Below are 23,001 nucleotides of genomic sequence, written 5' to 3'. Positions count from 1 at the left end.
CGTTCGGGTCATACAGCGGCGCCGGTCAGCGTCCGCCAGGAGTTGACCCCGATGATCCCGTCGACCGTCAGCCCGTTCTGCCGCTGGAAGTCGCGCGCCGCCCCGTCGGTCCCCGCGCCGAAGACCCCGTCGACCACCAGCACGTAGCCGCGCCTGTTCAGCTGGCGCTGCGCGGCGCGGACGGCGTCACCGGTGACCCCGGAGCGGACCGTGACCACGAGCGCCGGCCAGGTGGCCGCGTTGACGACACCGGTGGCCCCGATGCCGGCCGCTGCCTGAAAGCTCTTCACCTTCGCCTCGGTGTCGCTACCGAAGATCCCGTCGATGTCGGTCGCGTGGCCCCGAGCGGTCAGCAGGTGCTGCACGGTGTAGACGTTCACCCCGGTGTTGGTCCGCTGGGTGGTGGGCCAGCTGACCGTGCCCAGGCATCCGCACTTGGTGTTCCAGCGGCAGATCGACTTCACCCAGCCCGAGTTGGTCTTCTTGTATCCGTCGTGGCATCGGCGTTCGACCGAGCAGGTACAGGCGCCGCACGCGCCGTTGTAGGCCCACAACCAGCCGTCGTACGTCCCGCCGTAGCACTGGTTCGGTCGCAGTATCCAGGTGACGCCGTCGTTCTTGTGGAATCCGGTGTTCGTTCCGCTGGTGTTGCAGGAGTCGGCGAAGATCGTGCTCGGGCCGCACCCCGGCGAGCAGTTGTGATCGCTGGCGTACGTCGGGCACCCGGCATAGATCGTGTAACCGTCGGCGTACGCGCGGCGGGCTGCCGGAAACACGCTGAGTGCGGCCATGCCCACCGCAGTGCCCGCCCGGAGCAGGGTGCGTCGGGACAGCTCCCAGCCCGCGCGCCTGCGGCCGCCCGGATGAGCCGGCACCCGCCGGACGGCGGGCCCGGTCCCCGGGTCGGTTCCGCGCAGCCAGGGCACGGTTTCGAGATCAGTCATGCCCGACTCCCCTGATTCGTGGCGACCGCCGGTCCGAAGCCGCCGGGCGGGCTGTCGATTTCGTCGAGCAGGCGGCGCAGTGCCGCGCGGGAGCCGAGCGGCTCGGCGCGGAGCACCCGCCCGGCCCGGTCGACAACGGTGGTGAACGGGGTGGCGAGGGCGTCGTACCGCTCGAAAAGCTCCGCCTGCCCGCCGAGCACGGTGATCGGCAGTCCCGCCGCCCGCGCCGGGGGGGCGTCCCGGTAGAGAACCCGGAACTCCAGGCCAGGGCGGTCGACGTGGCCGTTGGCCTCGGCCAGCACCTCGGTGCAGGTCCCGCAGTCGGGCTCCAGGAAGAGCAGCACCAGTGGAACCTCCGGTGCCGCCGGCGCCAACCGGGCGAATCCGGGGGCCGCTGCTCCCGGCCGCAGGCCGACCGACTCACGACGACGCTGGACCGTTCCGCTCGACAGCGCGTGCACCTGGCGTACCAGGCCCGAGACCGTGAAAGCCAGCAGGAGGATCGCGATCCAGCTCAGGATCAGTGCGCTGGTCTGAAAACTCATCCGGGCAGGCCCCCCTTTGTCATGGCGATGGACCGGGCGTTCGTGGGCCGCTCGGCCGGTGCCGTGGCCGGCTCGTACATCGCGGCGGGCAGATGCCACAGCAGCGCGGTGAACGTGGCGGAGGCCAGCAGCACGACGGCCAGTGAGGCGTCGATTCGATTCGCCGGAACGATCGAGCCGGACAGGAACAGTGCGACCAGCGCCAGCCCGGCGAGGATCGACGCTCGGGCCACCACCCAACCGGTCATCGGCAGTTCCACCCGGGAGCACCCGCACGACCCGGTGCGCCCGGTCGACATCAGGTACTGGCCGTAGCCGGCGTACAGGCCGAGCAGCGCGCCGCCGCCGACGAGGACCGCGGTGAGCAGGCCTGCACCGCTGTCGAGGAGCAGCGCCACGATCCCGGCGCCGGCGAGCAGGCCTTCGCTCGCGATGGCGAGAGCGGCGACCGCGACCGGAGCCGGTAGCACCCGGTGCGCGGCCAACGCCTCGGCGAGCGCCGCCGGTCGCGACAGGTGCTCGGCGGTGCTGACGAGCAGGGTGAGCAGGACGGTGTACGCGGCCACGCTGCTCAGCAGTCCGGACATCCCGGCCTACCCGGCCCTCTGGACGTGGAGCTGGTTCACCAGGGCGGGCACCTGCTCCACGGCCGTGTCGGCGAACGGCACCAGGCTGAGCCAGACGTCCGCCGCGGCCAGTACGAAGTAGGGCTGTCCGTCGGGGAGCACGTCCCTGAACAGCTCGCCCGCTCGCGTCTGCAGGCCGCGCCAGGAGGGCAGTTGCCCAGCGCGCTGCTTGGTGAGCGGTGCGATCTCCAGCAGACCGAGCCCGGGGACCTCTTTGAGCACGGTGGAGGGTTCGGCGAACTCGGTGCCGGTCTTCGGGGTCGGGCGCAGGGTCAGGCCGTCGTCGTGTTCCTCGACGCGCAGGGTCCGCAACGCCCCGAGCAGATCGATGGTCGCCGCGCCGTACATCTCGGTGAAGAAGCAGTGTCGCCGCCCCCGCCAGACCGCCACGAGCCGGTCCTCGGCCAGCTGGATCTGCGGGTCGTAGGATCGGATGCGCGCCGTCAGCAGCGTTCCGCCCTGGTAGGTGAGTTCCTCGTCGAACTTCTCGACGCCGAGCGTCCGGGCCACGTCGTCTGCGAGCCCGATCGAGCCGGCCGTGAACTCGTGCAGTCGGCCGCCGATCGTCACATCGGCCACGGACGTGAACGGTGCGCTGAGGTCGAGTGAACCATCGAGCAGGAACCGACCTCTGTCGACTGCCCGATGTGTCACCGGCGCCCCTCTGGCTGCCATGCGACCGCCCTTCGTCCGGGTCTGGAACTTCTCACCGGGACGATATATGGCCATGCAAATATTTGACAAGGTGGATCGAAGCCGCCCGACCGGCGGACGGCCGGTTCACCGATCTGGCCGGAGCCGGCGTTGAGGCTCGGCGTGGCTTCGGTTCGCAGGGACGGTTCTGGTCGACATGACCCATCCAACGGGGATCGACATGCCCGACGACGCTCCGCTGACTGCCTGGCCGCATCCCGAATCGAGCACTTCTGAGGCGCGGTGCGGCTGGTCCCGGGCAGTCCAGGACCAGCCGCACCGGATCGCGTCAGCGATGCAGCGCCCAGTCGGTGACGGCGCGGGCGACCCCCGACAACAGCCCGGACAGGGCGGCTGCCAGCAGGGCCAGCCGCGTGCGGCGGGATCGAGTCGGCTTAGGGATACGCATCGTGCGCTCCTTCTTGCAGGGGTGATCGGACAGGTACGGCGCCGTCACTCAAGCCTCTGGCCGTCAGGTGGATGCCGGCCGGGATCTGACGGAGAAAGACAACAAGCGACAGGCGACCGGCACCGGTCTGACAGAATCTGACGCCTGCGTCACCGAGTGTGTGGGAGGTTCGATTCGTGGCGGAGTCACCGATTGAGTCCGAGTTGCCGCGCGGGCCGCTGGGCGACCTCGTCAGCGCCCTTCGTCAGTTGCACAGTGACGCCGGAAGGCTGAGCCTGCGCAGGCTGAGTCAGCTCATCCGCGACCACCAAGAACTGCCGGACACCGTCAGCCACGACACCATCAACGCCATGCTGCGCGGAAACCGAGTGCCGCAGTGGACGAAACTCCGGTGCTTGGTGACCGTTCTGGTCCAGGCTTCCTTCCGGCGCCCCGACCTCGACACGACGCTGAAGCGGTTCCACGACCTCTGGATCGAAGCCGGACCGCCGAGTGACAGCGCCCCGACCCGCAGTGAAGAGCAGTCGAGTGTGCCGCGGCCAGCACCGGAGGACGACACGCTGACCCGGCTCGTGCAGGCATACACCCTCCGGACCGGACTGCCGGTGGCGCTGCCCCCGATCACCGCGACCACCGGCCCGGTCTGGGCGGTGGCGTTCTCCCCCGACGGCCGCTGGCTCGCCAGCACCGAGGACACGGTACGGCTCTGGGACGCGGGCACCGGGCAGCTCACCCTTTCGCTACCCGGCCACACCGAGATCGTCTGGGGAGTGGCGTTCTCCCCCGACGGCCGGCAACTCGCCACCGCCAGCCACGATCGGACGGTACGACTGTGGAACCTGGCCACCGCCGAGTCCACCGCAGTCCTGACCAATCACAACCACGCTGTCTGGGGCGTGGCGTTCTCTCCCGACGGACGATGGCTCGCCACCGCCAGCGAGGACGGCACCGCCATGCTGTGGCACCTGGAGAGCCGGTCGGTTCGCATCCTTACCGGACACACCGACGCGGTGTATCAGGTGGCTTTCTCCCCGGACGGTCGCCTGCTCGCCACCGCCAGCCAGGACCGGAGCGTACGACTGTGGGACGTGACCAGCGGCCAGCCCGCCGGGAAACCCCTGCGGGCACACACCGACCGGGTCAACGAGGCGGTGTTCTCGCCGGACGGGCGGCTGCTGGCCACGGCCAGCGCCGACCGCACCGCGACGCTGTGGGACCTGGCCGACCGACGGCCCGTCCGGTCCCTCATCGGGCACGCCGACACGGTCGAAGGAGTGGCGTTCTCCCCTGACGGAGGCCGACTCGCCACCACCAGCCACGACGGCACGGTACGGCTCTGGGACTCACAGACCGGACAACCCACTGGTGTCCCACTCGGTGGACACGGCGCGATGGTCTACCGGGCGGCGTTCTCGCCCGACGGGCACCTCCTCGCGACCGCCGGCCGCGATGAAACGATCAGGCTCTGGGCCTTCCGCTGACGATCAAGGCGGCGCTGACGAAAGTGCTGTGATCGACCAGGCAAGGTGCGAACCCGTTCGACGGCTTCACGCTGCTCGTATCGTGCGCCCGGACCGGATGGACCGTCGCCGAGGCCGGCGTCAGGGCAGGGGCCCAGCCAGGCGAACTCCGTCAGTGGCCGGTCCTCGAGCACCGCACGGTCACTGGAGGGGCCAAGGTCGACGGGCATCGCCCGTCTACCGCGGCTCCACGATATATTCAGACCGACCCGGGTGGCCACGGTGTAGAGCCACGAGCGCAGCGAGCCGCGTCCCTCGAAGCCCGCGAGTCCTCGCCAGGCCCACAGCAGGGTTTCCTGCAAGCATCGTCGGCATCGTGGGTCGAGCCGAGCAGGCGATAGCAGTGGGCGTGCACTCCCGGCGCAGCGGCTGGACCAGGCGGGTGAAGGCACCGATCCGCCCTGCTGAGCGCCGACGCCCCGAACACCCCAGGAGACCTCGACATGACCGAGAGACAGGCAAGTGCCCGTATCAATCGTGGGAGCGACACCTGGTCCCGGATCCACGCAGAACGCGCGGCACTGGCAGCCGACCTCGCGGGCCTGACCGGTCAGCAGTTCGCGACGCCGTCGTTGTGCACCGGTCTGACGGTACGCGAGGTGCTCGCGCACCTCACCGCAGCGGCCAGCCTGAACTCCTGGCGATGGCTGGCGGGCGTGATCCGCTGCGGATTCGACTTCGACAAGCAGGTGACCATGCGGCTGAACGAGCAGTTGGGCGCGACCGCCGCCGAGACACTGGACCGATTCCGGGGCATCGTCACGAGCAGGACCAAACCGCCACTGCCGACCATGGCGATGCTCGGTGAGACGATCGTGCACGGAGAGGACATCCGGCGCCCGTCGGACATCCGCCGGACCTACCCGATCGAGACCATCACGCAGGTCGCCCGGTACTACCAGGGCTCCGACCAGGTCGTCGTGGCCAAAGGCCGGGTCCGTGGCCTGCGACTCGTCGCGAACGACGGCCCCTTCACCACCGGCTCCGGGCCACTCGTGTCCGGCACCACCCTGGCACTGACCATGGCGATGACCGGGCGTACGACGTACTGCGACGAGCTCAAGGGCGACGGTGTCGCGACCCTCCGCGAGCGCTGCGCCCCGGCCTGATCCACAACGGCTGCGGCATTCCCGCTGCATGGCGGTGGCAGGCATGCCGCCGGTCCTGGCGCGTGGCGTCGCCGGGGTGACCGCGTCGGCCCGTACGGGTCTTCGGTGGGCGCAGCGTCTGACCGGCATGACTGCCTTTCACCGGACGGTGACGTGGTTGGTGGAGGGCGGGCCGCCGGCCGGGCCCGCCAGCCGGGCGAACGCGCCGCCGGCGGCCAGCAGGACGGCGGGCGGTCCCCACTCCACCAGCCGGCCGCCGTCGAGCACCAGCACCAGGTCGGCGTCGGCGACCGTGGAGAGCCGGTGTGCGATGACCAACCGGGTCATGGGTAGCTCCCGCAGCCCGGCCTCGACCGTCGCCTCGGTCACGGTGTCCAACGCGCTCGTCGCCTCGTCCAGGATCAGCAGCGCCGGATCGGCCAGCAGTGCCCGGGCGAGGGCGACCCGCTGGCGTTGCCCGCCGGACAGTCCGGCCCCGCCGTCGCCGATCCGCGTCTGCAGCCCCATCGGCATGGCCGCCACGTCGTGGTGCAGCGCGGCCAGGCGGATCGCTCGCGCGATCGCCGCGTCGGAGGCGTCGGGACGGGACAGGGTCAGCGCCTCGCGCAGGGTGCCCGCCCCGACGTAGGTCTCCTGCAACACCACCCCGATCTGCTGGCGCACCGAGGACAGGTCCAGCGTGGCCAGGTCGAGGCCGTCGAAGTGGATCTGTCCCTCGGTTGGCGCGTACAACCCGGTCAGCAGCCCGACCAGGGTGCTCTTGCCGCTGCCGGAGCCGCCGACCACCGCCACCTTCGTACCCGGCCGGAACACGGCGGTCACCTGACGCAGTGCCCAGGGGGAACGCCGGTCGTACCGGAAGCCCAATCCCGCCAGGCTGACCAGCCCGGTCAGCGCGGGCGCGGGCCGTCCCGGCGTGGGCTGTTCGACCGGCGCCTGCGCGATGTCGGCCAGCCGGTCCACCGTGGGCGGCAGCAACGTGAACGACGGCAGTCGCTGCGCCAGGGCGACCGCCGGGGTGATCGCGGAGACCGCGAGCGCCGCCAGGCCGACTGCCTGACCCGGCGAGTCGGCCCGCCGGGCCGCCACCAGGAGTACGAGTACCGGGCTGGCAACCGACCAGGCGGCAAGGACGGCGTCCGAGACCGCCGAGAGCCGGGCCAGCCGGTGCGACGCGGAGATCTCCCGCTGGAACGACTCCTGCCACCGTCGCAGCACCCGCCGCTGCGCCCCGGCGACCCGGATCGCCGCCATGCCCTGCAACGCGTCGGCCAGCCGGGCCGACTCCTCGCCCGAGGCCAGCAGCGCCTCCCGTTGCAGGGCGCCGGACCGGCCGCCGACCCACAGCGCCGTGACGACCTGCACGGTGATGACACCGGCGGTCACCAGGCCCAGCACCGGTGCCAGCACGGACACCACGGTCAGGTAGCCGACGGCCAGCAACGCGTCGAGCGCCGTGGCCACCAGCGACGACGCCAGCAGGTCCCGCACGGAGCCCACGGCGCGGACCCGGTCGATCAGGTCGCCGGCCGACCGCCGGTGGAAGTACCCGTAGACCACCTCGAACAGCCGACTCACCGTGTCGGTGCCGAGCCGGATGCCGATCCGCCGTTGCAGGGCCGTCACGGCCAGCCCGCGCACCAGCGACAGCGTTCCGGTCACCAACGCCAGTGCGGCTGCGGCGACGAGCCACGACGCCTGCGAGGGCGCGGCGTCGTCGATGATGGCGGCCGTCGCCCACGGCACGGCCAGCCCCACCACGGTGATCAGCAGGGACGCCGCCGCCAGCACCGCGAGCAGCCCCGCGTGCCGGCGCAGCACCGGTACGAGCAGCTCCCGCGCCGGTGCGGGGGTCGGCGTGGCCGGCGGTGCCGGGCCGGCGGGCTCGGCCAGCAGCACCACCCCGGTCGTGCCCGCCGAGAACTGTGCGGGAGACAGACGCCGACGGCCGACGGCCGGATCAACGATCTCGATGCCGCGCCGGCCGATCCGTTGCACCACCACGTAGTGGTCGCCGTTCCAGTGCGCCACCAGGGGCAGCGCCAACTCCCGCAGGCGGGTCGCGTCCTCCCGCAGCGCCGGCAGCGCGATCGCCCGGCAACGCAGCCCGAACTCCTGCGCCGCGTCCCTCAGGTCGCGCAGGCTCAGCCCGTCGCGGCCGACATCGAGCCGGGCCCGCAGGTGCGATACGGGCACCGCCCGGCCTGACGCCGCCAGCAGCATGGCGAGCGCGCTGGGGCCGCAGTCGGTGGCGGTGACCTGGAGGACCACCGGCACCCGCCGCCGGCGGATCACCTGGTGGGTGCCGTCCGGTCACGGGGCAGCCAGAACCACTCGATGTCGGTGGCGGCCCGCCGCCCGGCCAACCACTCGTCGAACACGGCCTGCTCGACCAGTGGTCGGGTGGCGGTGTCCAGCTCGGCCGGTTCCCGTGCCACCACCACGGCCGTCACCGGCGTCCCGGCGACCACCGTCGACACCGGCCCGGTGGCGTCGCGCACCTCGGGTGCCGCTGCGGCGGCGACCGTCCGCAGCACCCCGGCCGCCCGGCCGTCGCGGACGGCGGCGGCCACCGCCGCGAGTGCCGCTTCGCGGCCGGTGGGCAGTGTGCCTTCGGCGGTCCAGGCGACGACAAGGGTGTCGAACGAGGACCGGTGCCGCGCGAACCAGGCCGGCACCCGGTCCCCCACCACGTGCGCGCGCAGCCGGCCGACCGCCACCGTGTCGGCGACCAGGTCGGCGAAGTCCTCGGCGGACAGGCCCCTTCCGGCGAGCCACCGCGCGGTCGACGCCGGGTCGAGCAGACCCTTCGCCCGGCGGTACGCGTCGGCCGCCGCCTGGAGTTCATCGTCGGGCATCTCGACGGGGTGCAGTTCCAGTTCGGCGGCGATCAGGCAGGTGTCGACCAGGCGGGTGAGCACGTCGTGGTCGTACCAGAGGAAGTCGAGCGCGGTCAGGGCCTCCCCCACCCAAAGCGTCCTGGTGCCGACCCTGGCGAGATGGTGGTCGGAGTGCCGGATCGCCCCGCGCAGCGGCCACGGCAGTGCCGGCGTCGGGCTGTACGCGACGGAGACGGTGCCGGCGGGCTCGCGGAGCAGTACGTCGAAGGAGACCGACCCGTCGCTGGTCTCCTCGTCACGCACGACCGCGAGATCGGCCTGTGGCCACCGCTCCCGCAGGGGCGCGAGCCGGTGCCGGGCGTCGAGCAGGCTGGCGCGCCCGGTGGTCAGCTCACGCACCAGCGCGAGGGCCTCGTCGAGCAGGGCGGGTTCCAGGGTGGTCATGTGGCAGCTCCGGTGGTGGGCACGGCCTCGGTGAGCAGGTCGACCACGGCGGCCGTGATGGGTAGCCCGGTCTCCTCCTCGACCCACAGGTACTGGCCGCTGGGGTTGATCTCGATGTACACGTACCGGCCGTCGGGGGTGACGATCAGGTCGAGGGCGCCGTAGCGCAGACCGAGCAGGCGGGTCAGCGCCACGCAGCGCGCCGCGACGTCGCCGGGCAGGTCGTACGTGCTCATCGGCGTGTTCCGGTCGTCCTGCCGACGCCAGTCGTAGCGGGCGTGGTTGGACCGCTGCGAGTCGATGGCCGCGGTGAACACCCGGTCGCCGACGACGGTGACCCGCAGCTCAACCTTCTTGGGCACCCGGGCCTGCGCGATGAACGGGCAGTGCCGTACCCCGTCGACGTGCCCGATGTCGCGGTGGCTGACCGGCTCGGTGTAACGCATCAGCTCGTCACCGATACTGGAGTGGCCGACCTGCTTGGCGATCAACTGGCCGCCGGTGTGGGCGAACAGGTCGAGCACGGCGTCCGGGTCGTTGCCGACCACTGTCGCGGGCAGGTCGAAGCCGAGGCGCAGGGCGAACTGGAGCTGGCGGACCTTCTGTTGCGCCCGCAGGACCACCGGTCGGGCCGCGGGCAGGGTCGGCACGTCGAGGGTCTCCCACACGTCGCCTACGAACTGCCGGCTCTCCTCGACCACGAACCTGGCATACGGTTCGCCGAGGTGCGCAGGCGCGATCGGCACGCCGGGGCGGCGGAACCAGACGGCGGTGACCGCGTCGAGATCGACGACCCGGCGGCCGGCCGCGTCCCGGTGGCTCCCGCCCAAGCCGGTGCCGCAGGCGTCGGGGTGCCACACGAGGGTACGGGTCAGCCGCCCGTCCCGGATGGCGATCGACAGCGACGCGCGGGACGGCACGTCGGCCGGGTCGAAACGGACCCAGGCGGCGCCACGCCGGCGCAGCTCGGCCTCGGCCGCGTCGGCGTGCACGTCGTCGGGGGCGGTAAGGATGAGGATCATGTGCACTCCGGGCGGGTCGCCGTCGACGGCCCGGACACCGGTGCGGCCGGGCCGTCGAGGGCAGTTGATCAGAAGTCGGTGTCGGTGTCCGGCCGTCCCCCGCCGGGGATGTCGTCGATGGTCTTCGACGAGCCGGCCCCGTTGGCCGGCGGCAGGCCGCCGAGCATCCGGGCGAGCTGTTCGTCGGCCAGCTCCACCCCGTCGGCGGGGATGGTGTCGATCCGCACGGTCTTGCGCCTCATGGTCCTACCTCTATCCACATCGGTACGTCGACCGGTCATCGGCCGGCCGGTAGGAAGCAGTGTCGGCCGGCGGGCGGCAGCCGGCACCGGGGTGATCCCTGGGCTTGGACCCCGGTTCTACGCTTCCACGGTGTCTACCGAAATCGTGGCCGAGCGCTTCCTGTCGGCAGCTGACGGCGCCGACCCGGACCGGGCCGCGCGCCTGGTGTTCCAGGCGTTCGTCGCGCTGTCCCGCACCGCCGACAGTCACCAGATGTTCCCGCTCGTGGCCCGCGTGCAGAAGGCACGCGACGCAAGCCGTTCGGCGCGGACGGAACTGATCTGCTGCACGCTGGTGGGGATCGTGGCCACCCGGTCCCGCCTCGCCGACGGCCCGGAATGCCTCGACACCGCCGTACGGATCTTCGACGAGAACGCCTTCGGAGACGACCCGGTTCTGGTCGAGTGCGCGCTGACGGCCGTGATGACACTGATGCGCCCGCATGAGGCGCGGCGCTTCGCCCCGCTGGTTGACGCCCTCGACCTCGCCCCGGTGGACCGGGCGCGGATGCTCGCGATGATCGGCGTCGGCGACGCGTGGGCCGGCAACCTGGTTCGGGGGCAGGCCGAGCTGCGGGAGGCGGCCCGGCTCGCCACGCTCTCCGGCAGCCTCGACGTACAGGCCGAGGCAACATCGTGGCTGGCCAAGTGCGATGCGCTCCGTGGCGACCTGGACCTGGCGGCGGCCCACCTCGACCAGGCCCGGGAGTTGGCTGCGCGGGTCGGGTCCGCCTGGGTCGCCCGCCACCTCCCCGAGTGCACGGCCGCGCTGGCGTTCGCCCGTGGCGACCTGGATGCCTGGGCGGGACTGCTCGAACTCGTGGTCGCCACCGACACCGGCGTCACCGCCGGCCTGCACTACGAGCACCGCTGGGAACTGGCCACCCACCATGCCCAGGCCGGCCGGCCGGGGGTGGCCGCCGGCCTGCTCGCCGCCGTCGACGACCCGCCCCTCTCGTGGCCGGGCGGACCGGCGCTGCCGGCGTGGCGGGCCTGGATCCTCGCCCCGGACTCGCCGACGACCGCGGCCGCGCTGGCGGCCTCGCTCGGCGAGCTGACCCGGCCCGCCGAGCAGTTGCTGACGGCCCGCATCGCCTGGCTGCTCGGCGCCCACCACGGACGGTCCGGCCGGCGCGGCGAGGCAGCCCGGCTGCTGGAACAGGCGTGCGCGGGGTACGCCCGAACCGGTGCCGCCGGCATGCTCGCGCTGGTGCTGAACGACCTGCGGCTGCTCGGCGATCCGCCGAGCACCAGGCCCCCGGCCGTAGGCCCGGCCCGCGCCGACTGGCCGCCGGCTCTCGACGCGGTGCCGACGTTCGCGAACCGGACCGGCCAGCCGTCGCTGACCGACGCCGAGGCACGGGTCGCCGCCGCGATCGCCGACGGGCTCAGCAACCGGGAGGCGGCCCAGCGCCTGTTCCTCTCGGTCAAGACGATCGAGTTCCACCTCGGCAACATCTTCCGCAAGCTCGGCGTCCGCAACCGCACCGAACTCGCCACCCGGCGGGCCCGAACAGGCTGATCGGGGCTCCGCGACCCCCACCCGAGCCGCAGCCGAGAGCTGGTCGGGCCGGGTGCGGGGCAGCCTGCGTCGATACGCATCGTCAACGCGCTGGACGAGATCGCGTGCGGCGACGGCGACCACCACGGCGACCTCACCCCGCGCGTGCGCCCGGCGCGGCGGACACCTCGTATTGGTTGCGGCTGACGAACAACCTCACCTGGGGGGACGCGACGACGTCCAGCCTTGTTGGCGCAGTCGTTCGATGCCGTCCAGTAACAGGTCCAGAGCGAACTCGAACTCGAACTGGTCGTCGCAGCCCTGGCCGACGACCGAGGTGTCGTCGTGTGACGCCGCGGTGGCGATCGCCGCGAGGTGCGGGAACCGGGCGGCGGCCTCCGCCGGAAACGCCGCCGGCGGTTCGGGCTCGGCCGTGCCGGACCGTCCGGCGCGCCGCGATGCGTCGAACAACTCCTGGCTGAAGCCCAGCATGCGACTGCCCATCGCGTGCATCACGTGGTGGGCGAGGTCCGTGGAGAAGCCGCCCTTGCGGAGCGTCCCGACCATCGAGTCGAGGTAGCCGAGGATGGCCGGCGTCGCCTCGTTCCGCGACTCGATCGCGATCGCCGCCCAGGGGTGGCGCAGCAGCACCTCCCGCGCCGAGAGGATGCGCTCGCGGATCACGCGCTTCCAGTCGGTGTCGAGCACCGGAGGATCGATCTCGCCGACGACCACGTCGATCATGCCGTCGAGCAGTTCGTCCTTGTTCGCCACGTGCTTGTAGAGGGCCATCGGCACGACGCCCAGATCCTGGGCGAGGTTGCGCATGCTGAGGGACTCGATCCCCGCCTCGTCGGCGAGCGTGACGGCGGCGCGCAGGACGCGGTCTCTGCTCAGCGGCGCCCGGCGCAGCGTCTCGGCCTGCTCAGCCATCACGGTCCTCCACTTTCTGCCGGCGGTTGAACCCTAGCCACCTTGACAGGTGTACGGCGTACACCTACCTTGTTCACAGAAGGTGTACGGCGTACACCTGGAGAGGAAGAGATGAAGGCGATCGTCCAGTATCGATACGGTCCGCCGGAGATGCTCACGCTCGCGGACGTCGACGCGCCGGTGCCCGCGGCCGACGAGGTGCTCGTCCGGGTCGAGGCCGCCGCGCTCAACGCGTACGACTGGCACGTCATGCGCGGCGATCCACGCCTGGCACGCCTGTCGATGGGCCGGTCAGGGCCGCAGGCGCGAATCCGTGGCCGCGACTTCGCCGGCCGGGTCGAAGCCGTCGGCCCCGACGTCCGGCAGGTGCGACCGGGCGACGCCGTCTTCGGCGACCTGGGCGACGCCAACGGGGCGTTCGCCGAGTACGCCTGCGTGCCCGAGACCCTGGTCGCGCGCATGCCCGGGAACCTGACGCCGCAACAGGCGGCCGCCCTGCCGCTGGCCGGAGTCACCGCACTCATGGGCCTGCGCGATGTCGGGCAGGTCGAGCCCGGCCACCACGTGCTCGTCAACGGCGCGTCCGGCGGCGTCGGCACCCTGGCCGTCCAACTGGCCAAGGCGCTCGGCGCGACCGTGACGGGAGTGTGCAGCACCCGCAACGTCGACCTGGTGCGCTCCCTCGGCGCCGACCACGTCGTCGACTACACCCGCGACGACTTCACCCACGACGCCGGCCGCCACGACGTCGTGTTCGACCTGGTCGGCAACCGTTCCCTCACCGCGCTCCGGCGAGCGCTGACCCCGACCGGGACGCTCGTGCTCTCCGGCGGAGGCGTCCATCGCGGCGGCAGCCTCGTCGGACCGGTCTGGCTCATCGCGCGCGGGCGCTTGCTGGCACCCTTCGTGCGGCACCGCATCGCCATTCTCACCACCGCACCCAGCCGGCAACACCTCGACACGCTCCGCGCCCACGCCGAGGCCGGCCGCCTCACCCCGGTCATCGACCGGACGTATCAGCTGCCCGAGGTTCCCGAAGCCATCCGGTACCTGGAAGGCGAACACGCGCGGGCGAAAGTGGTCATCACCATCCGACCTCCCGACTGATGCCAGACGCCTCCTGCCGTTCCTGGTCCTACCGAAAGGCATCGCCATGATCAGGCTCGCCCGTTCAGTCCCGCGCACCACGCCTACCGACTCCACGGCCCCGCCGGACGGTCCGCGCACGGCCACGAGGGCGGGTGTCGAATGACCCAGCACACCGTCCCGGTCACCCGATCGGCATCACGGCCCCCGCCGGATGACCGACCCGGGTCGAGCTGGCACCTCCCGGTAGCGCTGGTGGCCCTCGCCCTCGTCCCGGTCGTCGCCGGGTCACTGCGGCTGCTCGAACTCGCCGGCGGCCCTCAGCTGCTACCCACCAACCCGCGCATCGATTCCTCCCCGGCGCCCGTCGTGGCGCACGTGCTCGCCGCGGCCCTCTACGCCGTCCTCGGCGCGTTCCAGTTCTCCGCCCGGCTGCGTCGTCGCCGTCCGAGCTGGCACCGACGGTCCGGCCGGACACTGATCGTGGCCGGTCTGATCGTCGCCGCCTCCGGGACCTGGATGACACTGTTCTACCCCGACGCCCCGGGCGGTGACCTGCTGTGGGGCATCCGGCTCCTGGTCGGATCGGCAATGGCGGCCAGCATCGTTCTGGGGTTCACCGCGATTCGGCGTCGCCATGTCGCAGCCCACCGCGCCTGGATGATCCGTGCCTACGCCCTCGCCGTCAGCGCCGGCACCCAGGCATTCACCCAGCCCGTCGGTGAGGCCCTGTTCGGCACGAGCGACCTGAGCACCGCCCTCTCCGTAGGGTCCGGCTGGATGATCAACGCCGCCGTCGCCGAATGGGTCATCCGACGCCCGGCTGGCCTTCGGGCCCCCTCCGGCCCGACCGGTTTCCGCGTCACTGGCAGGGCGTCCGCGCGCAGACATCGATGACCTTGCCGGTGAGCAGGAACACCGCCTTCTGCTTCTGGGCTCCGGCCTGGGCGCGCGGGAACTCGTGCGAATCGTCGCCGTACTCCGGGCCCACCGGGGCGAGGTTGGTCGGCGGTGGCGCGTACGCCGCGCCGCTGTTCCAGATCACGATCGCCGAGCCGGTGTACGGGTACCTGCGGATCGGCGCGATGCCCCAGTACGGCCGCGTGTCCGGTGACCAGCCGTCGGCGAGCGCGGGGGTGTGCAGGCGGGCGCCGATGGTGCGCGCCTGGACCTCCGCCGCGGCGGTGGAAACCTGTTGGTCGCCGAAGGCCACGTGCATCAGCACCTGGTGCGGCGGGGTGCCCGGCAACGGCCGGTCGGTCATGTGCTGGGCGTACCCGTTGGCCTCGGACCGGTCCCACAACATCTGCAGCAGCGCGAGAATCAACTGCTGGTCGACCTTGTCCGGGTAGTAGCCGTCCATGATCGCCTGGAACGGGGCGAAGTCCTTGCTGCGTTGCAGCAGCGTGGAGTAGTTCATTCCCGGCACGCCGAGCACCGACCGGGTCCAGTCCTGGGCGATGGCGGTGAGCGCGCCGCCGTTGATGCCGCCCTGGCTGTTGCCGTCGTAGCGCAGCCCGCCGGCCACGTCGATCAGCGGCCGGGCGCTGGCGTCCCGGAACGCCGGGTGGGCGGCGAACCCGCCCGGGTGGATCATCGCCCGGCCCAGGAAGAGGAAGTTCAGGAAGCTCTGCTGCACCCGGTCCACCACTGCGGGAAAGGCACTGAGCTCGGTGAAGGCGCCGGCCACGTAGGGGACGTCGGCGGCGGACATGCCGATCCAACTGGTCGCGCAGAAGGTGAAATCGTACGTGTTCGACATCGTCCTGACGTTGCCGGCGTTGATCTCGGTCGGCTTGCCGAGCAGGCCGTGACCGTAGAGCGAGAGGTGCGCCGGCCTCGTGGCGGAGGCACTGCGCGGGATGTTGCAGACGAAGTCCGCCGCCACCGTCGCGCCGGACGGCGTGGGCAGGGCGTTCGGCGTCGGCGGGGTCCCGCCGCCGCCGGCCGGACCGTAGTGCAGCCGGGAGCCGGGCCCGCCGTCGCCGGTCAGATAGGACGGTACGCCGATGGTGCCGGTCACCTGCCGGGCGATCAGCGGCTCCTGCTCCGGTGGGTAGTCGGTCACCTGCGTGACGGTGAACGACGGTGCGGCCCGGCGGAGGGCGGCGAACGCACCATCCCGGATCGCCAGCATCCGCCCGGTCAGACCGTGCCGGCTGGCCACGGTGAAGTCCCAGGCCAGGTAGAGGCTGTGCCGCTTGACGCCGGCTTTGGTCAGGTCGGTGAGGATCCGCTTCATCTGCGGGACACGACGGTCCCGATGGTCGAGGCCGGCACCGGTCACGTACGCCGTGAACGCCTTCGGCGCCGGGATCAGCGCCTCGTTGCCGTCGCGCATTCCGCGCAGTCCGACGACGTACCGAGTGTTCTCGGTCAGCGCCACCGCCGGCCGGATGATCAGCAGCCGGCGGTCCGACTGGCCGGCCGCGTGCGCGTCCAGCTCGGCCCAATACGGCGTACGCTTGCCGGTCCGGGCGTTCAGCAACACGATCGGCGCGTCCGGTGCCAGCGAGCGGCCGATGTCGGTGACCGGCGCGATCCCGGTCGCCGCGGCGTCGAGGCCGGGCACGCGCACCAGAATCGGCGAGCCGGGACTGAACCCGTCCTGCCGGTTCCATTCCGTCGGGTCGATCGAGGTCCCCTGCGCGTTGACGGGCATCGCGGAGGCCGCGAACCGCACCCGCTTGCCGGTCGGGCTGGTCCGATCCGGCACGGTGAAGTAGTCGTTCGGGAACGGCAGCAGGCAGGCCGTCGGGTCGATCGGGTCGCAGTCCCGGTGCCCGGCCGGTGCGGGAGTCGCGGGCGCCGCGGCGGCGCCCGCGCCGAGCAGGACGGCGCCTGCGGTCACCAGCACGGACACGGCAAGACGGAGCCGTCTGAGTGTGGTCACGCGCATCTCCTTCGACACTGGGCGGTGGATCGATGCAGGGGCTGACGGTGGTGGGTGGAGCGTGGTGTCCTTCCTACGCTCGTGAATGGATCTAGGCAAGGGGCCGCGGCTCATGCACCGCGCCATCGCCCGGGGCTCGTCACATGGTTGTCCTGTGCTCCTGGCTTCTGTCCGGCGACGTGGCCACGATGAAGCAGACCGGGTTCGTGAGCCGGATGCAACCGTCGGCGTCCCGCCGGGTGTCCAGTTCCGCAGCGAGCTGACGTTCCAGGCCGGGACGGCGTTCCTGCGGAATCATGTCCCAGAAGAGGCGTAAACCCTGTGCGTACGTCCAGCGGACGAACTCCTCCCCGGACGCCGCGACGAGTGGCACATCCTCGACCACGACCCGCGGCTCGACGAAGCCCGCGCCCCGCAGATGCCGGGTCATGGCATCAACCTCGTCGGCGGCGTCGAGGGCGTCAGCCGTACCGGCTGCGGCATCGGTCGCGGCGAAGTCACGCATGGCTCGCTGGAAGAACTCCAGCGCGATCTGCGACCCGTCCCCTTCGGTGCCGGCTCCGGGGACGGCGAGGGCGATCCGCCCCCCGGGACGCAACAGCCGGGCGTAGTTGGCCAGGGTGGCCGGGTGATCCGGGACAAGGGGGAGACTCATGCTCGCGGTGATCAGGTCGAACGTCCCCGGAGCGAAGGTTGGTGCCCGGCCGTCCATGACGACCGCCCGGGCGTTGACGATCCCGCGCCGGGCGATGTCCTCCTGGAGCAACTGGATCATCCGAGGTGCCAGGTCGATGCCGGTGACCTCACCGTCCGGGCCCGCCGCGGCCGCAGCCGGGAAGAGGACGGCGCCGCGGCCGGTGCCGATGTCCAGGACGCGTTCACCAGGCGCTACCGCCGCGTGGCCGACGAGCCTGCTGCCGACCGGTTTGAAGAAGGCGGGACCGATCTCGTCGTACACGTCGGCGACCGTGTCGTAGACGGCCCACAGCTGATCAGTCATGGTCACTCCGTACTAGCGGCGGCGCGGTGGTCACCGTGCCGATGGTTCCGGGGCCGCTGGTGCCCGGCTGTTTTCTCCGCACGCTCAGGAAGTGCAGCTGGAGCGGCAGTCCGACGACGACCTGGGGTAGGACCTGCTGGGCGTGGAACAGCAGCGCGAAGCCGAGGGCGGCGTCCGGCGCGACGTGCAGCAGACTGAGGCAGTAGACGGCACCGACCTCGAACGTGCCCAGGTTGGCGGGTGCACCGGGCAGGACGTTGGAGAAGTCGATGAAGAAGACCACCAGAACGACGGCGGCCACCGACAGACCGATGTGCAGCGCACGCATGACCGCGTAGGCGGCGGCCACGTCGATCGTCTCGCCGACGAGAATGAGGCAGGAAGCCGAACTGAACCGCAACCGGTCCTTCAGGAAGTACATGCCGTCGACCATGCTGTGCAGCATCTTCGGCAGTCGGTTCGCCCGGGCACGGTAGGCGGTCACCACGAGCAGACCGAGCAGCACGAGCATGAGGGCCGACACGCCGACGACGAAGCCGGTCACCCAGCCGGGCAGTCCGGGGACCACGAACGGCGTGGCCAGTGCCAGCAGACCCATGCAGGCCGCCCCGATCGTCTTCTTCAGCACGATGAGCGCACCGGTGATCCCGACCGGGACGCCCTCGTGCTTGAGCATCCACAGGCGGAGCAGCTCACCGGCGCGGGCCGGGCTGATCGACGACGCCGCCTGCGCGGCGAACTCGTATCGCAGGAGCCGGCCGGCCGGCGGCTGGTGTCGGGGACCCAGCATCACCACCCAACTGCCGGCCCGGACGACCTGGGCGACGAGGTTGAGCAGCACCGCGACCACCAACAGCGGCACATTCGCGCGGGCCAGCGTGTCGCTGAACGCGCGCGCGTCGAGCCCGCGCAGGAACCACCACAGCGAGATGACGGTTGTCGCGACGAGCACCACCCGGACGACGAGATCCCACCGTTTCCTCGACGCCGACCGGGTCTCACTCATCAGGGCAGACGTGGTCGGCGGCCATGGAGGTCGGCAGCCGCCGGGCAGCGGCACTGTGCGGCCACAACGCGCGCTCGGTGGCGTAGAAGCGGAGCAGGTCAGGGGTGTGGATGCCCAACTTCGCCCGAATCTCGCCCAGCGGCCAGGCGAGCAGGTCGCGCCACGGCACATCGCCGAGCGGTTGGATCCTCTGGTGAGCCGCGAAGCGTACGGCCATCTCGAACAGCAGCAGGTCGTCGCGGCTCAGCCGCCACGGCCCGCGGTACAGCTTGGTGGCCGCGAGGGTGAACAGCCTCTGCTGCCACCGACTGAGTCGTCCGCCGGAGCCCATCGTGGCCCCGAGCACGAAGGCCTCATCGGGCGGCAGGGTGCCGCGGCCGAGGACGATGTGGATGCTGTCGTGGCCGAACAGATCGACGTTGCCGGGCAAGGCGACCGGGCTCGCCGGGTTCTCCAGGAGCCGGACGTACCACGGGACGACGGAGGGGTCGTCGCCGGGCATCCCGGCGTGCGCCTCCGCGAGCGTCGCGGAGTCGTCGAGACCGGGCACCCAGTCCGACAGTGATGGCGGAGTTGTCACGATGGGCTCCCCTCCGTCAGGTAGACGAGTCCGCGGGTGCCGTCGACGGTGACGATCTGGCCGTTCTGAATGACCTTGGTGGCGTTTCCGGTGCCCATCACGGCCGGGATGCCGTACTCGCGGGCGACGATGGAGCCGTGTGACAGTGCGCCCCCGCTGTCGGTGATGATGCCGCCGGCGATGCCCAGCAGCGGGGACCAGGCAGGCGTGACGTACGTGGCGACCAACACGTCGCCGGGTCTCACCTCGGTGAAGTCCCGTACCGAACTGACGTGCCGGGCGGTCGCGGTGACCAGACCGGGACTGACCGCGAATCCGCTGAGATCGGCCGACGACTCGTCGGGGTCCTCGCTGCGGCCGAGGAAGGCGATCGGTAGGAAGTCCACGCCGGCCACCTCCACCCGCAGCCCTCGGGGCACCTGGGCGGGCGGTGACACCTGGCGCTGCTGCTCCCGCAGTTCCCGCCGCAGGCGTACGGTTTCGGCGAGATCGGCCGGCCGGTCCCCGGCCCCCAGGACGCGCAGCTGCTCGCTCAGCTCGTCGGCGCTGAGGAAGAAGACGTCGTCGGCGGCGCTCAGCGCGCCCGCATCGGCGAGCCGCCGTCCCAGTTCGAGGTACCCACGCCGGATGGTCGGCCAGCCCATCGTGAAGTAGTGCAGCGCCTCGTCCCGGACGTGGGCGTAGTAGCGGGTCCAGCGCAGCAGGGCCCGCAGCGCGGCGCGGCGGACCGGCTTGCGGCGCAAGCCGCGCAACAAGGTCGTGCGGGACTCTTCCCGCTGTCCGGCCAGGTCGCGCAGGCGGTCGTGCGGCGAGCGGAGACGACCCTCCCGGTACGCCTCAAGGGTGGTCAGGATCGCCGACGGATCCTCCACCGGCGTCGGCTCAACGAAGTCCAGCTGGTACGCCTGATGTGCGTACCCCTCCAGGAACTGGTCGAAGCCGTCCGGTGGCCCGCCCCCGGGCCCGTCGGCCGTGGCCAGCTCGAAGAGAGCTACGTCCATCTCGGAGGTCTTGGTCGGGTATCCCTGCAACAGCACCGCGAACCCGTCCTCGGCCGCCTCCGGCGGCGCCAGGGAGCGGTACAGGCGGTCGAGCAGCCACTCGCCGCCGTTCCAGTACCAGGCGAGCCCGCCGAGCAGCGCCCAGTACACCGCGCTGAGCTCCTCGGCCTCGTCGATGACGGCGAGCACGTCGCGGGTGGTCAGCGTAGCCGGGGTGATCCTGCGCAGCGCCTCGATCCGCTCGACGTGGTGCGGCAGCAGGGTCGTACGCCATTGCCGGTCGAGCCGGGCGAGATGGAAGCGGAAGAAGGCGGCCACGAGCTTGCCGGTCTGGACCGGGTGCCGCTTGAGTCGGGTGTCGAGCCGGATGTAGGCGTACCCGTTGATGGTGCCCGACATCGGCTCCGGCAGCAGGCGGTCGATGCGCGGGTCCGAACCGGACCAGTTCTGCTTCCACTTGCGCACCAGGCGGGGGAAGAGCGTCGTCGCGAAGAGCGGGGACAGCGGCTCCGGCAGCCACGAGTCGCAGATGCTGATCCGCGCCCACTCGGCGCCCTCGATGGGGCTGCGCCAGCGGACGCCCTCGGGCAGCACCACGTCCCGGGTCAGCGGGCGTGCCTGCAGGATCGCGATCCGGCCGTCCGTGATTGCCCACTCGATGTCCTGGGAGGTGCCGAAGTGCTCCTGGACCTCGATGCCCAGCCGGGCGAGCGCCACGGCCTGATCCCCGGTCAGCGAGGGGGTGTCGCGCAGTTGGGGCGGGACGTCGACGACGGTGGCGCCGTCCTCGGCGGGCGTGACCATGAGGGGTTTGTGGGAGTGTTCCGTGCTGAGCAGCCGATGGCCGTCGCGGTCCACCACATGGCGGTCGGGTGTGACGACGCCGCTGACCACCGCCTCGCCGAGCCCCCAGCTGGACTCGATGACCACTGGTTCGGTGACCGCGGCGGTCGGCGCGGTCACGAACATGACACCGGCGGCGTCGGCGGGCACCAGGGCCTGCACGACGACGGCCATGCGTGCCTCGGCGTGCGGCAGTCCCACCCGGTCCCGGTAGTGGATGGCGTGGACGTCCCAGAGCGAGGCCCAGCAGCGCAGCAGCGCGTTCACCAGCCGGTCGAACGTCCGGACCCCCAGCTCGGTGTGGTACTGGCCGGCGAAGCTGGTGTCCGCCGTGTCCTCCGAGGTGCCGGAGGACCGGACCGCGACGGCTCCGCCGGCCGGGCACACCGTCCGGAACGCCTCCTCCAGGTCGGTGAGCAGGGTCGCCGGCAGCTCGATCGCCTCGATCGCCGCGCGCAGCGTTCCGGCGGCCTGCTCGTCCCCGCGGGCGAGCAGGGCCAGGTGTGGTGCCACGGCCGGCTGCGCGAACCGTTCATAGACCGAGGTGGGCAGGCAGAATCCCGGCGGCACCGGTACGCCGACGCCGATGAGCTCGCCCAGGTTGGCGGCCTTGGCGCCCACGGTCGGCGTGTCGTCCCGGCCGACGGCCGACAGCGCGATGACGTCAGGCATCGTCGGCCACCCGTTGCACCCAGTGCTGGTAGTGCTTGCGGAAGGCGCGGACACCGTTGTCCCGTTCGACGTAGATGCCGTGCCGGTCGCCGGTCTCCAGGGTGTTGAAGATCGGCAGATCCTGGTTCGACGTGACGGTGATCTCCGGCCGGTGCACCAGGTAGCTCCGCAGGTCGCGCAGCCGCCGTCCGCTCGGCTCGATGGCGACGGCGATGTGCTGCACCGTCCGGTTGGGGGCGACCGGTGTGGTGGCGAGCAGCAGCCGGTACTGGATCACGTCGTCGGCCCAGTAGGTGATGCGCTGCCCGGCCGGCCAGCCGTCGACGCGCAGCACGAACTGCTTGGCATTGATCCCCAGCAGGTTGGCGAGGGCGCCGAGCCTGCCGGTGTAGGCCGGCCAGGTCAGCTCCGCGCCCATCCACGCGCCACCGGTGATGGGCGGCCCGTGTCCGGTCAGCTCGTCCGGCCGGTCGAGGATCCGCAGGCTCGGCTGGTCAGTGACGTCGAGGCCGTGCAACTCGACGAGGTGGTCCGGGTCGTACGTGTTCTCCAGGATCCGCCGGACGGTCGCTCCGGTGCGGTCGGCCAGCCGGAACCCGCGGGCGAACCCCGCTCCGGCGTCCAGCGCGGGGAACTCCGGCAGGGCGAACATCGGTTCGGCGCTGCCGTACCACGCCCAGACATAGCCGTGACGCTCCGCTGTCGGGTACGCCCTGACCCGGGCGCCGCGCGGGATGCGGTCGGTGCCCGGAACAGCGACGCAGGCGCCGTCACCGGTGAACCGCCAATGGTGGAACGCGCACCGCAGCGTCCCGTCGACGACCTTGCCGTCGGCGAGGCTGGCGCCCAGATGCGGGCAGGTGCGCGCCATCACCGTGGGGCGACCGCTGCCGTCCCGCCAGGCCACCAGGCGGCGGCCGAACAGCGTGATCGCTCTCGGCTTACGCCGCAGCCGGTCGGACGGCAGCGCGACGTACCAGCTCGCCGCCAGGTTGAGGCCACGGTCCGTACGCGTGCCGGCCGGCTGGTTCTGCACGGTCATCGCCCCGCACC

At 71.7% G+C, this 23,001-nt stretch carries 20 protein-coding genes; 5 read left to right on the top strand and 15 right to left on the bottom strand.

The features are described 5' to 3' along the window. Positions 1 to 8 precede the first annotated feature (8 nt). The 4 genes from ABT023_RS23585 to ABT023_RS23570 are packed head-to-tail and all read right to left on the bottom strand — an operon-like array spanning position 9 to position 2,694. Positions 9 to 944, bottom strand: a complete 936-nt coding sequence (locus ABT023_RS23585; RefSeq protein ID WP_350888566.1) for a peptidoglycan-binding domain-containing protein — start codon at positions 942 to 944, stop codon at positions 9 to 11. Next, the gene (locus ABT023_RS23580; protein ID WP_350888565.1) at positions 941 to 1,489 is read right to left on the bottom strand and encodes a hypothetical protein; all 549 of its coding nucleotides are present in this window, start codon (positions 1,487 to 1,489) and stop codon (positions 941 to 943) included. Before ABT023_RS23580 ends, ABT023_RS23585 begins: the two co-directional genes overlap by 4 nt. Beyond that, positions 1,486 to 2,076 carry a MauE/DoxX family redox-associated membrane protein gene (locus ABT023_RS23575; RefSeq protein ID WP_350888564.1) on the bottom strand — a complete coding sequence of 197 codons (591 nt, stop codon included), beginning with the start codon at positions 2,074 to 2,076 and terminating at the stop codon, positions 1,486 to 1,488. The genes ABT023_RS23580 and ABT023_RS23575 overlap by 4 nt, the downstream gene beginning before the upstream one ends. Before the next feature lie 6 nt (positions 2,077 to 2,082). Further along, the gene (locus ABT023_RS23570; protein WP_350888563.1) at positions 2,083 to 2,694 is read right to left on the bottom strand and encodes a hypothetical protein; all 612 of its coding nucleotides are present in this window, start codon (positions 2,692 to 2,694) and stop codon (positions 2,083 to 2,085) included. A 699-nt stretch (positions 2,695 to 3,393) separates the two neighbouring features. Between ABT023_RS23570 and ABT023_RS23565 the strand changes: the two genes are divergently transcribed. After that, positions 3,394 to 4,698 (top strand): WD40 repeat domain-containing protein, encoded by a 1,305-nt coding sequence (locus tag ABT023_RS23565; RefSeq protein ID WP_350888562.1) that lies wholly within the window; start codon positions 3,394 to 3,396, stop codon positions 4,696 to 4,698. 482 nt (positions 4,699 to 5,180) lie between these two features. Further along, the gene (locus tag ABT023_RS23560) at positions 5,181 to 5,846 is read left to right on the top strand and encodes a maleylpyruvate isomerase family mycothiol-dependent enzyme (protein ID WP_350888561.1); all 666 of its coding nucleotides are present in this window, start codon (positions 5,181 to 5,183) and stop codon (positions 5,844 to 5,846) included. 138 nt (positions 5,847 to 5,984) lie between these two features. Here ABT023_RS23560 and ABT023_RS23555 read toward each other — a convergent pair whose 3' ends face one another. The 4 genes from ABT023_RS23555 to ABT023_RS23540 form a co-directional block, all read right to left on the bottom strand. Then, the gene (locus ABT023_RS23555) at positions 5,985 to 8,141 is read right to left on the bottom strand and encodes a peptidase domain-containing ABC transporter (RefSeq protein ID WP_350888560.1); all 2,157 of its coding nucleotides are present in this window, start codon (positions 8,139 to 8,141) and stop codon (positions 5,985 to 5,987) included. Continuing rightward, on the bottom strand, positions 8,138 to 9,130 hold the full coding sequence (locus ABT023_RS23550) for a TIGR04500 family putative peptide maturation system protein (protein ID WP_350888559.1): 993 nt from the start codon (positions 9,128 to 9,130) through the stop codon (positions 8,138 to 8,140). The genes ABT023_RS23555 and ABT023_RS23550 overlap by 4 nt, the downstream gene beginning before the upstream one ends. Further along, the gene (locus ABT023_RS23545) at positions 9,127 to 10,152 is read right to left on the bottom strand and encodes an ATP-grasp domain-containing protein (protein ID WP_350888558.1); all 1,026 of its coding nucleotides are present in this window, start codon (positions 10,150 to 10,152) and stop codon (positions 9,127 to 9,129) included. The genes ABT023_RS23550 and ABT023_RS23545 overlap by 4 nt, the downstream gene beginning before the upstream one ends. 68 nt (positions 10,153 to 10,220) lie before the next feature. Continuing rightward, positions 10,221 to 10,394, bottom strand: coding sequence for a putative ATP-grasp target RiPP (locus tag ABT023_RS23540; protein ID WP_350888557.1), 174 nt, complete (start codon positions 10,392 to 10,394; stop codon positions 10,221 to 10,223). 130 nt (positions 10,395 to 10,524) lie between these two features. Here ABT023_RS23540 and ABT023_RS23535 point away from each other — a divergent pair, with 130 nt between their 5' ends. Then, a complete protein-coding gene (locus tag ABT023_RS23535) occupies positions 10,525 to 11,955 on the top strand; it encodes a LuxR C-terminal-related transcriptional regulator (protein ID WP_350888556.1) in 1,431 nt (476 codons plus the stop codon). A gap of 195 nt (positions 11,956 to 12,150) precedes the next feature. Here the strand turns inward: ABT023_RS23535 and ABT023_RS23530 are convergent, their stop codons facing one another. Next, a complete protein-coding gene (locus ABT023_RS23530) occupies positions 12,151 to 12,867 on the bottom strand; it encodes a TetR/AcrR family transcriptional regulator (protein ID WP_350888555.1) in 717 nt (238 codons plus the stop codon). A gap of 111 nt (positions 12,868 to 12,978) precedes the next feature. Here ABT023_RS23530 and ABT023_RS23525 point away from each other — a divergent pair, with 111 nt between their 5' ends. Next, on the top strand, positions 12,979 to 13,974 hold the full coding sequence (locus ABT023_RS23525; protein ID WP_350888554.1) for an NAD(P)-dependent alcohol dehydrogenase: 996 nt from the start codon (positions 12,979 to 12,981) through the stop codon (positions 13,972 to 13,974). Positions 13,975 to 14,208: 234 nt separating this feature from the next. Then, entirely contained in the window at positions 14,209 to 14,850 is a 642-nt protein-coding gene (locus ABT023_RS23520) for a DUF2306 domain-containing protein (RefSeq protein ID WP_350888553.1), read from the top strand. Here ABT023_RS23520 and ABT023_RS23515 read toward each other — a convergent pair. The 6 genes from ABT023_RS23515 to ABT023_RS23490 all read right to left on the bottom strand — a co-directional run bounded on the left by ABT023_RS23515 (position 14,816) and on the right by ABT023_RS23490 (position 22,990). Then, entirely contained in the window at positions 14,816 to 16,852 is a 2,037-nt protein-coding gene (locus tag ABT023_RS23515; RefSeq protein WP_502890743.1) for a hypothetical protein, read from the bottom strand. The two genes, ABT023_RS23520 and ABT023_RS23515, sit on opposite strands and share 35 nt — an antisense overlap. A 133-nt stretch (positions 16,853 to 16,985) precedes the next feature. Further along, positions 16,986 to 17,846 (bottom strand): class I SAM-dependent methyltransferase, encoded by an 861-nt coding sequence (locus ABT023_RS23510; protein WP_350888551.1) that lies wholly within the window; start codon positions 17,844 to 17,846, stop codon positions 16,986 to 16,988. Further along, positions 17,839 to 18,852: a lysylphosphatidylglycerol synthase transmembrane domain-containing protein gene (locus ABT023_RS23505; protein ID WP_350888550.1), complete on the bottom strand. Its 1,014-nt coding sequence runs from the start codon at positions 18,850 to 18,852 to the stop codon at positions 17,839 to 17,841. Before ABT023_RS23505 ends, ABT023_RS23510 begins: the two co-directional genes overlap by 8 nt. After that, entirely contained in the window at positions 18,845 to 19,432 is a 588-nt protein-coding gene (locus ABT023_RS23500) for a hypothetical protein (RefSeq protein ID WP_350888549.1), read from the bottom strand. The genes ABT023_RS23505 and ABT023_RS23500 overlap by 8 nt, the downstream gene beginning before the upstream one ends. Next, positions 19,429 to 21,948 carry a PEP/pyruvate-binding domain-containing protein gene (locus ABT023_RS23495; RefSeq protein ID WP_350888548.1) on the bottom strand — a complete coding sequence of 840 codons (2,520 nt, stop codon included), beginning with the start codon at positions 21,946 to 21,948 and terminating at the stop codon, positions 19,429 to 19,431. The genes ABT023_RS23500 and ABT023_RS23495 overlap by 4 nt, the downstream gene beginning before the upstream one ends. Then, positions 21,941 to 22,990, bottom strand: a complete 1,050-nt coding sequence (locus ABT023_RS23490) for a Rieske 2Fe-2S domain-containing protein (protein ID WP_350888547.1) — start codon at positions 22,988 to 22,990, stop codon at positions 21,941 to 21,943. The genes ABT023_RS23495 and ABT023_RS23490 overlap by 8 nt, the downstream gene beginning before the upstream one ends. Positions 22,991 to 23,001 lie beyond the last annotated feature (11 nt).

The organism is Micromonospora sp. NPDC002296 (assembly GCF_040296145.1).
Lineage (GTDB): Bacteria > Actinomycetota > Actinomycetes > Mycobacteriales > Micromonosporaceae > Micromonospora.
The sequence above is the reverse complement of the archived record's forward strand: the minus strand, read 5'-3'. Positions and strand labels throughout refer to the sequence as shown.